Raw genomic sequence first — 10,756 nt, 5'->3', positions numbered from 1 at the left:
GCGCACCGGCCCCGCCAGCAGGGCACCGACGACGACGCCGGGCAGGGCGATATCGACGAGATTGACGCCAAGGGTGGTGAAGCCGCCAAAGCCGAACATCAGGGCCTGCAAGGCGAGGCCGACAAGCACGGCGAGCACGGTCGCCGGCCCGATCATCAGGCCCATCAGACCCGACAGCAGCAGATGCACGCTGGACGGCCCGACCGGCACGGCGACCAGCGAGACGGTGAAGAAGACGGCGGCGAGCACGGCGGTGCCGGGGATCGCCTCTTCCTTCAAGTGCCGAAGGGCAAGGCCGGCCATGGCGGCGGCGGCGGCCCAGCCCGCCACGGTCACCGGCAGGGACAGCACGCCATCGGGAATATGGGCCATGACGCCTGCCTTCCCTGCGTCAGGGCGCCTTGGCCATGCCGGTCGCCTTCACCCAGATCAGGGCGCCGGCCTCGACCGGGGCATCCTCGCCGGACGGGCTCCTCATCTTCGCGTCGGCCTCGGTCAGGGCGGCGAAGCCCCACCAGCCGGCACGCGGCATGGCATAGGAAAAGGTGCCATTGGCATCGGCCTTGAGGACCTGGGTGACGAAGGCGTCATTCGGCGCGGTCACGCTGCCGTCGTTGACGAATTCGACCTCGACCTCGGCGAAAGGCACTGGCGCGCCAGCCTTGGTGACGACGCCGGTAAAGAGATTGCCGGTCCACAGGCCGGTGGGCCGGGTCAGCGGCCGGATTTCCACCGGCAGGCCGACCATGGCGTCCCAGCCTTCGCCGCTGGCGAAACTGTCGACCACCACCTTGGCGTAATGGATGATGAACTTGCCTTCCGCCGCTTCCCAATAGGGCTGCGGTTCGACGAAGAAGACGGCGGCGCCCGGGGTCTTCAGGTCGGCGCTGGCCCGCCAGGCGCTCTGGCCGCCGTCGAGGGTTTCGATCAGCGAAGGCGCGAGGTCGGTGAGTTTGCCGTCCATCACCATGCCGAAGCGCGCGGGCCGTTTCATCTCCATCTGCGGACCGCGATCCATCGGATGGGTGAAGACGAGGTCGAGCGTGACCGTGCCGCCTTCCGGCAGGACATCGGCGCTGGGCAGGATTTCCTGGAAATGGGCGAGGGCGGGAAGCGTTACGCCCGTGGCCAGGGCCAGCCCCAGCAAGGTTGCGCGCAGCATCGATCCCGTCTCCCCTCCAGACTGTCGGTATGATGATTGTAGAAAATCATCATACCGACAAGGGGCAAAATCGGCGGCGGCGGGACCGTTCAGAGATCGGCGCGGCCCAGCACCTTCTGCAGGACCTCGACCATGCGGGCCATGTCGTCTTCGGCGGTGACGAGGGCGGGGGCGAAGATGACCGCGTCGCCCGTCGCCTTGATGTGCAGGCCGGCATCGAACAGCAGGCGCTGGACGAGGCTGCCCTTGGCGCCGGGCGCCGCGCCCGGCTTCAGCTGGATGCCGGCCAGCATCCCGTAACCGCGCAGGTCCGCGACCTGGGGCAGGTTCTGCAGGCCGAACACCAGGTCGAGGAATTTGGGCGACAGCGCCTTCGCCCGTTCGAACAGGCCTTCGTCGCGATAGATGTTCAGGGCGGCGATGCCGGCGGCGCAGGCGACGGGATGAGCGGAATAGGTATAGCCGTGGAACAGCTCCGGCCGGTCGCCCTGCGCCGCGTCGATCACCGCCGCCTGGATTTCGCGTTTCACCGCGACGGCCGACATGGGGATGACGCCATTGGTCAGCGCCTTCGCCATGGTGATGACATCGGGCTTCACGGCGAATTCCTGCGACGCGAAGGCGGACCCGGTGCGGCCGAAACCGGTGATCACTTCGTCGAACACCAGAAGGATGCCGTATTTGTCGCAAATGGCGCGGATCTTCTCGAGATAGCCCTTGGGCGGCACGATGGTGCCGATCGAGCCGGCGATCGGCTCGATGAAGACGGCGGCGATGGTCTCCCCGCCGTAGAGCTTGCACATTTCCTCGAGGTCGTCGGCCCGGTCGGCGCCGGTCTCCGGCTGCCCGCGGGAGAATTTCTGCTCCTCCGACCAGGTATGGCGCATGTGGACGGCGTCGAAGGTGACGGCGCCGAAGTCCCGGCGATTGTTCACCATGCCGGCCAGCGAGGTGCCGCCCATGTTCACGCCGTGATAGGCCCAGTTGCGCGAGACGAAACGGGTGCGCTGGCTCTGGCCCTTGGCCCGGTGGTAGGCGAGGCAGATCTTCACGGCGGAATCGACGGCTTCGGAGCCCGAATTGCCGAAGAACACCCGGTCGATCCCCTCGGGGAGAATGCCCGCCAGCCGCTCGGCGAATTCGAAGGAAACCGGCGCCGCGCGCTGGAAATGCGGTGTGTAGTCGAGGGTCATCAACTGCTTGTGGACCGCGTCGGCGATTTCGGGCCGTGCATGGCCGGCGGCGCAGCAGAACAGGCCCGAGGCGCCGTCCAGGATTTCGCGGCCTTCCGGGGTCCAGTAGCGAACGCCCGACGCCTTGGCGAATATCTGTGGCTCTTCCCTGAACATGCGGTTGTTCGTGAAAGGCATCCAGTGGTGGTCCATGTTCGGGACGACGGGCGCGATGGGGGCATTCATGATCGGCATTCCAAAACGGCTTCCATTCAGTGCACAGTCTGCCGGAATATTGCGGTGCGTTAGATCCACAAGGTGTTAAATCTGTGGTCCACGCCCCATCCTGGCACCATCGAATTCCACGGGAGATCGGCCCCATGACGAAGACAGTCCTCATCACCGGCGCCACCGCCGGCTTTGGCGCCGCCGCCAGCCGCCGTTTCGCCAGGGATGGCTGGAAGGTGATCGGCACCGGCCGCCGGGCCGACCGGCTGGCCGCGCTGCAGGACGAGATCGGCGCCGACCGCTTCCACGGCGCCGCCTTCGACATGCGGGACGAGGCGGCGATCGAGGCGGCCCTCGCCGCCCTGCCGGCGGATTTCGCGAAGGTCGACTGGCTGGTGAACAACGCCGGGCTCGCCCTCGGCACCGGCCCCGCGCAGGAAGCCTCCCTCGATCAGTGGCGCCAGATGATCGACACCAATATCACCGGCCTCGTCACCATCACCCGGCTGCTGCTGCCCCGGCTGATCGAGACGAAGGGCGGGGTGATCAACCTGTCGTCGGTCGCGGCCCATTGGCCTTATCCGGGCGGCAATGTCTATGGCGGGACCAAGGCTTTCGTTCGCCAGTTTTCCCTGGGCCTGCGCTGCGATCTGGCGGGGACGGGCGTTCGCGTCACCTCGATCGAGCCTGGCATGTGCGAAAGCGAATTCACCCTTGTCCGCACCGGCGGCAACAAGGAAGCCTATGACAAGCTCTACGGCGGCGCCCATCCGCTGCAGCCGGAAGATATCGCCGAGACCATCTTCCATGTCGCCACCCTGCCGGCGCATATGAACATCAACGCGATCGAACTCATGCCCGTCAGTCAGAGCTGGTCGCCCTTCGCGGTCTACCGCGAAACGGCGAAGCCTGCTTAATATGACAACGTGCAGCATGAGAGAGGGCAGATGACGGATTCGGATGGCGACGAGACGGATTATTCCACCGGCTCGGGTGCGCCCGCGGTCACCAACCGCACGCTGGAACAGGCTTTGGGCGTCCAGATCCGCCATCTGCGCCGCCAGCTCGACCTGACCGTCGCCCATCTGGCGACGGCGGCGGGCATTTCGACGGGCATGTTGTCCAAGATCGAGAACGGCCAGATTTCGCCCTCGCTCAGCACCATTCAGGCGCTGGCCGGGGCCTTGAACGTGCCGATCACCGCGCTCTTCGCCTCGTTCGACGAAAAGCGCGACTGTTCCTTCGTCCGCGCGGGGCAAGGCGTCGTCATCGAGCGCCGGGGCAGCAAGGTCGGCCATCAGTACCAATTGCTCGGCCATGCCCTTGGCGGCGATATCGTCTGCGAGCCCTATCTGATTACCCTGCGCGAGGAAGCGGCGCCCTATACCGCCTTCCAGCATGGCGGCACGGAATTCATCTACATGCTGGCGGGCGAGATCGAATATCGCCACGCCGACCGGCTCTATGCCCTGAAGGCTGGCGATGCCCTGCTGTTCGACAGCGGCGCGGCCCATGGTCCCGAGCGGCTGAGCGGCCTGCCGGCGACCTATCTCTCGGTGATCATCTATCCCCGAGAACATGACTGACATGCGTTTCGTTTCTTTTTAGGAAAATTATATTCCTCTGCGTTGACAGGAGGAAGGCGTCCGGCTATCAGTTTGCGCATCACCTCCTGCAGTCAGGGGCACGCGAATGTGCGGTATCGTCGGACTATTTCTTAAAGACAAAACGCTGGAGCCAAGGCTCGGCGAACTCCTCGCGCGGATGCTCGAGGTGATGAGCGACCGGGGGCCGGACAGCGCCGGCTTCGCGGTTTACGGCGCCGGGCGCCCGGGCTTCGTCAAGCTCTCGCTGCGGGCACCGGCTGGTGTCGACGCCGAGACCCTGGCGGCGACCCTGCGCGGTGCCGCCGGCGGCGAAGTCGACCTCCTCGTGCGCGACAGCCATGTCATCGTCGAGATCCCGGCCGCTTCGGAAGCCGCTGTGCGCGCGGCGCTGGCCGCCGGCCATCCCGAGATCACCCTGGTCGGCAGCGGCGCCCGGATGGAAATCTACAAGGAAGTCGGCCTGCCCAAGGCGGTCGCCGAGCGTTTCGGCCTCGCCACCATGACCGGCAGCCACGGCATCGGTCACACGCGGATGGCGACCGAGTCGGCCGTCACCACCAATGGCGCCCATCCGTTCTCGACTGGGCCGGACCAGTGCCTCGTCCACAACGGCTCGCTTTCCAACCACAACGACATGCGCCGGGTCCTCGCCCGCGATGGCATCCGGTTCGAGACCGAGAACGACAGCGAGGTCGCGGCCGGTTACCTGACCTCGCGTCTCGCCAGGGGCGAGGCCCTGGGCGATGCGCTGAAATCGGCGCTCGATGCCCTCGATGGTTTCTACACCTTCGTCGTCGGCACCGAGAGCGGTTTTGGCGTGCTGCGCGATCCCATCGCCTGCAAGCCCGCCGTGATGGCCGAGACCGAACATTACGTCGCCTTCGGCTCGGAATACCGGGCGCTGGCGGGCCTGCCGGGCATTGAAACCGCCCGCGTCTTCGAGCCGGAACCGGCCACTGTCTATTTCTGGGAGCGTGCGGCATGACCACCCGCGTGATCGACCTCGCCACGAATACCGTGCGCGAGCTGAACGGCGCCCTTCATGCCGACAAGGCGCATCTGCACTGGCAGGTGCTGAACCCCGCCGGCCGTCATGCGATCGCCGCCGGCCTCGATGCCCCGGCGACCGTGGAGATCGACGGCCATGTCGGCTACTACTGCGCCGGCATGAACAAGCACGCCAGCGTGCTCATCCGCGGCAACGCGGGTGTCGGCCTCGCCGAGAACATGATGTCGGGCCGCGTCCATGTCACGGGTGACGCCAGCCAGGCGGCGGGCGCGACGGCCCACGGCGGGCTTCTCGTCGTCGACGGCAATGCCTCGGCCCGTTGCGGCATCTCGATGAAGGGTGTCGACATCGTGGTCAAGGGCAGCATCGGCCATATGTCCGCCTTCATGGCCCAGGCCGGCACCCTGACCGTTCTTGGTGATGCCGGGGAATCGCTGGGCGATTCCATCTACGAGGCCAGGCTCTTCGTTCGCGGCAGCGTCGGCTCGCTCGGCGCCGACTGCATCGAGAAGGAGATGCGCGACGAGCACAAGGCCCTGCTGTTCGGCAAGCTGGAAGCCGCGGGCCTCGCCGGCGCGGTCGATGTCTCAGACTTCAGGCGTTACGGCTCCGCCCGCACGCTTTATCACTTCCATGTCGACAATGTCGGCGCCTATTGAGGCGGGACGGATCATGAGCGAATACCACAATCCGGTGACGACCCCGCGCAAGTCGGCGACCTTCGACGATTACACCCTGTCGGAAATCCGCCGCGCCGCCGCGACCGGCATCTATGACATAAGGGGTGGCGGCTCCAAGCGCAAGCTGCCGCATCTCGACGATCTCCTGTTCCTTGGCGCCTCGATCAGCCGCTATCCGCTGGAAGGCTACCGCGAGAAATGCGGCACCAATGTCGTCCTCGGCAGCCGCTTCGCCAGGAAGCCGATCGAGCTGAAGATCCCGGTGACCATCGCCGGCATGAGCTTCGGTTCGCTCTCCGCCCAGGCGAAAGAGGCGCTGGGACGCGGGGCGTCCGCCATGGGCACCTCGACGACGACGGGCGACGGCGGCATGACGCCGGAGGAGCGGGGCCATTCCTCGATCCTCGTCTATCAATATCTGCCGTCGCGTTACGGCATGAATCCGGACGACCTGCGCAAGGCCGACGCCATCGAGGTGGTGATCGGTCAGGGCGCCAAGCCGGGTGGCGGCGGCATGTTGCTGGGTCAGAAGATTTCCAAGCGGGTGGCCGGGATGCGCTGCCTGCCCGAAGGCATCGATCAGCGCTCCGCCTGCCGGCACCCGGACTGGACCGGGCCGGACGATCTCGAGATCAAGATCGAGGAATTGCGCGAGATCACCGACTGGGAAAAGCCGATCTATGTGAAGGTGGGCGCGGCGCGTCCCTATTACGACACGGCGCTGGCGGTCAAGTCGGGGGCCGATGTCATCGTCCTCGACGGGATGCAGGGGGGCACGGCGGCGACCCAGGAAGTCTTCATCGAACATGTCGGCATTCCGCTGCTCTCGGCCATCCGGCCGGCGGTGCAGGCGTTGCAGGATCTCGGCATGCACCGCAAGGTGCAGCTCATCGTCTCGGGCGGGATCCGGAATGGCGCCGATGTCGCCAAATGCCTGGCGCTCGGCGCCGACGTCGCCTCCATCGGCACGGCGGCGCTGGTCGCCCTTGGCGACAACGACCCGTCGCTCGAGGCGGAATACAACAAGCTCGGCACCACCGCCGGCGCCTATGACGACTGGCACGAGGGGCGGGATCCCGCGGGTATCACCACGCAGGACCCGGCGCTCGCGGCGCGGCTCGATCCCGTGCTGGCCGGGCGGCGGCTGGCCAATTATCTGGCGGTCATGACGCTGGAGGCGCAGACGATCGCGCGGGCCTGTGGCAAGAGCCATGTGCACAATCTGGAACCCGAGGATCTTGTCGCCCTGACCGTCGAGGCCGCCGCCATGGCGCGGGTGCCTCTGGCGGGCACCGACTGGATTCCGGGACGCGGCAGCTACTGATCCCGCAACGTCGGGCAAAAGGGGACGAGGTTTCACATGGCGATCGATCTGGCACAGGCGGCCAAGGAAAAAGGCATCCGTTATTTCCTGATTTCCTACACCGACCTGTTCGGCGTGCAGCGGGCGAAGCTCGTGCCGGCATCGGCGATCAAGGCCATGGCCAAGGCGGGGGCGGGTTTCGCCGGCTTCGCCACCTGGCTGGACATGTCGCCCGCCAACAGCGATCTCTTCGCCGTGCCCGACCCGGACAGCCTGATCCAGCTGCCGTGGAAACCGGAGGTGGGGTGGCTTGCCGCCGATCTGTGGATGGACGGCAAGCTGGTCGAACAGGGGCCGCGCACGGTGCTGAAAAGCGCGATGGCCGCCGCCGCCGCCATGGGGTACGAACTGAAGACCGGTGTCGAATGCGAGTATTTCCTCATCACGCCCGATGGCAAGACCGTGTCCGATGCCGCCGACACGGCGGACAAGCCCTGCTATGACCAGCTGATCCTGATGCGCCGCTACGAGGTCATCACCGAGATCTGCGATGCCATGCTTCAGCTGGGCTGGAAGCCCTATCAGAACGACCACGAGGATGCGAACGGCCAGTTCGAGATGAACTGGGAATATGACAACGCCCTCGTCACCGCCGACCGCCACGCCTTCTTCAAATACATGGTCCGCTCCATCGCCGAGAAACACGGGATGCGCGCGACCTTCATGCCCAAACCCTTCATCGACCTGACTGGCAGCGGCTGCCACATGCATGTCTCGCTGTGGAAAGACGGCCAGAACGCCTTCGAGGACGAGGCGGGGGAACTCGGCCTTGCCCCCATCGCCTATAACTTCATCGGCGGCGTGATCCAGGAAGCCCCGGCGCTCTGCGCCCTGACCAATCCTTCGGTCAATTCCTACAAGCGGATCAATGCGCCGCGCACGCTGTCCGGCGCGACCTGGGCACCGAACACGGTGACCTATACCGGCAACAACCGGACCCACATGATCCGCATTCCCGAGCCCGGCCGCTTCGAATTCCGCCTGGCTGACGGCGCGACCAATCCCTATCTGCTGCCGGCCTCCGTGCTGGTCGCCGGCCTCGACGGCATCGCCAGGCAGACCGATCCGGGCAAGCGCCTCGACATCAACATGTATACCGAGGGCCACAAGGTGAAGGGCGCGAAGAAACTGCCGCTGAACCTGCTCGATGCCCTGCGCGCGCTGGATAAATCGGCGGTGCTCCGGGCGGGGCTGGGATCGTCCTTCATCGATTCCTACCTCAAGCTGAAGCATGACGACTGGAATGCCTATTCAAGGCATCTGACCCAGTGGGAACGCGATAACACCCTTGACTGTTGAAGCAGGCTTGACGCCGCGCGGTCAAAAGGCTTCTTGACCGCGCGACCCGAGAAAAGCCAAGCGGCGAGAACAAGATGTCTGACAAATCCGCAATTCTATCCCTGTCCTGCCCTGACAGGCCGGGCATCGTCGCCCGCGTCTCGACCTATCTGTTCGAGGCCGGCGCGAATATCCTCGAGGCCCATCAGTTCGACGATACCGAAACGGGTCGCTTCTTCATGCGCGTCGTGTTCGAGCCGGTGGCCGAGGGATCGACGGTCGACGCGATCCGCGAGGGCTTTGCCGCGATCGGCCGGGATTTCGCCATGGAATGGACGATCCGTTCCCGCGCCGAGCGGCGCAAGGTGATGCTCCTCGTTTCGAAGTCGGACCACTGCCTGGCCGACATCCTCTATCGCTGGCGCTCGGGCGATATCGCGATGGATATCGTCGCCATCGCCTCCAACCATCCGATCGAGACCTATACCCATCTCGATTTCGACGGCATCCCCTTCCACCACCTGCCGGTCAGCAAATCGACCAAGCTCGAACAGGAAGCGCAGATCTGGGCTTTGGTGAAGGAAAGCGGGGCCGAACTCGTCGTGCTCGCCCGTTACATGCAGGTGTTGTCGGACGGGCTGGCGGCCAAGCTGTCGGGGCGCTGCATCAACATCCACCATTCTTTCCTGCCGGGCTTCAAGGGCGCCAAGCCCTATCACCAGGCCCACGAGCGGGGCGTGAAGCTGATCGGGGCGACGGCGCATTACGTCACCTCCGACCTCGACGAAGGCCCGATCATCGAACAGGACGTGGAGCGTATCACCCATCAGGACCAGCCGGACGATCTCGTCGCCAAGGGCCGCGACATCGAACGCCGGGTGCTGGCCCGGGCGATCTCGGCCCATCTCGAGGACCGGGTGATCCTGAACGGCCGCAAGACCGTCGTCTTCCGCCACTAGAGACGAAGAAAATCCCCCGGTGCGAGGGGAAAACGATACGCACCGGGGGACGAGAGACGCGGGGCTGTCCGCGTCTCAGAAGTGGAATTCGGCGACCAGCTGGGGCACCGAGGCTTCGGTGCCGTCGAGGCCGGTGACGTCCGGATCATTGCCGAATTTGTTCAGCCAGTACTGGTAGCCGAGGCCGACATAGAGCATGCCCTTGTCGCTGCCGACGGAAGGCCCGATATCGGCGAGCAGCGCCGTCTCGACCAGAAGCTCGGTCGTTGTGGCGTCGCCGAAGGCATCGTCGCCCTTCTCGCCGGTCAGGGCGAAGAAGCCCTTGAACATGAAGGGCAGGCCGATCTCGAAGGGAATGCCCCAGGCGCCGTCGACGCGCCAGGTCGGATCGAAGTCGACGCTCGGGTCGAACGGCGGGCCGGCCAGCTTGGCGAAGCGGTTGTTGTTATGCTCGAAATAGGCCTGGACGCCGATCTGGGCGAAGCCCGGGACGTTGAAGTTGATGGTCGGGCCGACCACGAACTTGCGCACGCGGGCATTGAAGGCGTCGTTCTTGTAGCTGAGGTCGGTGCCCAGCGTCAGGCCGATGTCGCGAATGATGCCGCTGTAGGCGAAGCCGAAGATCTTGGCCGAGCTGAGGGTTTCGCGCGCGACGAAATAGATTTCCTGGGCCGACCCGTCGCCGTCCTTGTTCGGCTCCTCGGACTCCGAGGTCGCCTTCAGGATGTCGAGGTTGAAGAAATTGGTGCCATAGGTCCAGCCGGAGACATGGCCGAGCTGGAAAATGCCCTTCTCGATGTCTTCGCTGCTGCCGGGCTCCCGGTAGCTGGTGCCATAGCGGACGCCCGCGAAGGTATCGCTCCACTGGATGATGCCGTCGGCGGCGGCGCCGCCGGTCGACCCCATCAGGGCCGCGGTGGCGACCGCGAGACCTGACGCCAGGCGGATCAGCCCGCCCTTGAAACTCTTACTCGCCCCCATTTCAACCACTCCTTGCAGCTGTTTCGTTGCGTTGAGGATTTGCCCCGTCCCATTCCCCTGCCGCCTTCAGCATCGGCGACGAGGAAATTCTCATTCCCGTTTCCGGCCAATGCCCCGGCCGGCCTCGGGCCCGAATCTTGACCTGTCGGTCAGTTCTATCAAGAAGAATGCCAAGAATTAGAGCAACGGATGAAATCGTATAAGTCATTGAAAATAAGCATTTAAACGACTATGTGACGGATTTGATACAACACTGCCCGTCGAGGGCTTGATTGGAAATGTCCAAAAAATAGGCCTTATGTCTGCAATGTATGCAC

The 10,756-nt window shown here is 65.0% G+C and carries 11 protein-coding genes; 7 read left to right on the top strand and 4 right to left on the bottom strand.

The window, feature by feature from the left end; genetic code table 11:
• The 3 genes from WAZ62_RS21845 to WAZ62_RS21835 form a co-directional block, all read right to left on the bottom strand.
• Positions 1-372: energy-coupling factor ABC transporter permease (locus WAZ62_RS21845; RefSeq protein WP_422645630.1), on the bottom strand; the 372-nt coding region annotated here is incomplete at its 3' end.
• Between the two features lie 19 nt (positions 373-391).
• Positions 392-1,162, bottom strand: a complete 771-nt coding sequence (locus WAZ62_RS21840; RefSeq protein ID WP_422645629.1) for a DUF4198 domain-containing protein — start codon at positions 1,160-1,162, stop codon at positions 392-394.
• Between the two features lie 89 nt (positions 1,163-1,251).
• A complete protein-coding gene (locus WAZ62_RS21835) occupies positions 1,252-2,580 on the bottom strand; it encodes an aminotransferase class III-fold pyridoxal phosphate-dependent enzyme (RefSeq protein WP_422645628.1) in 1,329 nt (442 codons plus the stop codon).
• A gap of 134 nt (positions 2,581-2,714) precedes the next feature.
• On the opposite strand from WAZ62_RS21835, the gene WAZ62_RS21830 reads away from it, so the two are divergent.
• The 7 genes from WAZ62_RS21830 (at position 2,715) to purU (ending at position 9,458) form a co-directional block, all read left to right on the top strand.
• A complete protein-coding gene (locus WAZ62_RS21830) occupies positions 2,715-3,479 on the top strand; it encodes an SDR family NAD(P)-dependent oxidoreductase (RefSeq protein ID WP_422645627.1) in 765 nt (254 codons plus the stop codon).
• A gap of 30 nt (positions 3,480-3,509) precedes the next feature.
• Entirely contained in the window at positions 3,510-4,148 is a 639-nt protein-coding gene (locus tag WAZ62_RS21825; protein ID WP_422645626.1) for a helix-turn-helix domain-containing protein, read from the top strand.
• A 106-nt stretch (positions 4,149-4,254) separates the two neighbouring features.
• A complete protein-coding gene (locus WAZ62_RS21820) occupies positions 4,255-5,154 on the top strand; it encodes a class II glutamine amidotransferase (protein ID WP_422645625.1) in 900 nt (299 codons plus the stop codon).
• Positions 5,151-5,837 (top strand): protein glxC, encoded by a 687-nt coding sequence (locus tag WAZ62_RS21815; protein ID WP_422645624.1) that lies wholly within the window; start codon positions 5,151-5,153, stop codon positions 5,835-5,837. Before WAZ62_RS21820 ends, WAZ62_RS21815 begins: the two co-directional genes overlap by 4 nt.
• Before the next feature lie 13 nt (positions 5,838-5,850).
• Positions 5,851-7,182, top strand: coding sequence for an FMN-binding glutamate synthase family protein (locus WAZ62_RS21810; RefSeq protein WP_422645623.1), 1,332 nt, complete (start codon positions 5,851-5,853; stop codon positions 7,180-7,182).
• Positions 7,183-7,218: 36 nt separating this feature from the next.
• The gene (gene glnT / locus WAZ62_RS21805; RefSeq protein ID WP_422645622.1) at positions 7,219-8,520 is read left to right on the top strand and encodes a type III glutamate--ammonia ligase; all 1,302 of its coding nucleotides are present in this window, start codon (positions 7,219-7,221) and stop codon (positions 8,518-8,520) included.
• Positions 8,521-8,594: 74 nt separating this feature from the next.
• Positions 8,595-9,458, top strand: coding sequence for a formyltetrahydrofolate deformylase (gene purU, locus WAZ62_RS21800; RefSeq protein WP_422645621.1), 864 nt, complete (start codon positions 8,595-8,597; stop codon positions 9,456-9,458).
• Positions 9,459-9,533: 75 nt separating this feature from the next.
• Here the strand turns inward: purU and WAZ62_RS21795 are convergent, their stop codons facing one another.
• Positions 9,534-10,439 (bottom strand): hypothetical protein, encoded by a 906-nt coding sequence (locus WAZ62_RS21795; protein WP_422645620.1) that lies wholly within the window; start codon positions 10,437-10,439, stop codon positions 9,534-9,536.
• Positions 10,440-10,756 lie beyond the last annotated feature (317 nt).

The sequence above is a fragment of the Zavarzinia sp. genome, from assembly GCF_049306435.1.
Taxonomy (GTDB): Bacteria; Pseudomonadota; Alphaproteobacteria; order Zavarziniales; family Zavarziniaceae; genus Zavarzinia.
The sequence above is the reverse complement of the archived record's forward strand: the minus strand, read 5'-3'. Positions and strand labels throughout refer to the sequence as shown.

Excerpts from the sequence above, each read along its gene's own strand:
- WAZ62_RS21840 (WP_422645629.1), bottom strand. The coding sequence starts at position 1,162 with ATGCTGCGCGCAACCTTGCTGGGGCTGGCCCTGGCCACGGGCGTAACG.
- WAZ62_RS21835 (WP_422645628.1), bottom strand. The coding sequence starts at position 2,580 with ATGAATGCCCCCATCGCGCCCGTCGTCCCGAACATGGACCACCACTGG.
- WAZ62_RS21830 (WP_422645627.1), top strand. The coding sequence starts at position 2,715 with ATGACGAAGACAGTCCTCATCACCGGCGCCACCGCCGGCTTTGGCGCC.
- WAZ62_RS21825 (WP_422645626.1), top strand. The coding sequence starts at position 3,510 with ATGACGGATTCGGATGGCGACGAGACGGATTATTCCACCGGCTCGGGT.
- WAZ62_RS21820 (WP_422645625.1), top strand. The coding sequence starts at position 4,255 with ATGTGCGGTATCGTCGGACTATTTCTTAAAGACAAAACGCTGGAGCCA.
- WAZ62_RS21815 (WP_422645624.1), top strand. The coding sequence starts at position 5,151 with ATGACCACCCGCGTGATCGACCTCGCCACGAATACCGTGCGCGAGCTG.
- WAZ62_RS21810 (WP_422645623.1), top strand. The coding sequence starts at position 5,851 with ATGAGCGAATACCACAATCCGGTGACGACCCCGCGCAAGTCGGCGACC.
- glnT (WP_422645622.1), top strand. The coding sequence starts at position 7,219 with ATGGCGATCGATCTGGCACAGGCGGCCAAGGAAAAAGGCATCCGTTAT.
- purU (WP_422645621.1), top strand. The coding sequence starts at position 8,595 with ATGTCTGACAAATCCGCAATTCTATCCCTGTCCTGCCCTGACAGGCCG.
- WAZ62_RS21795 (WP_422645620.1), bottom strand. The coding sequence starts at position 10,439 with ATGGGGGCGAGTAAGAGTTTCAAGGGCGGGCTGATCCGCCTGGCGTCA.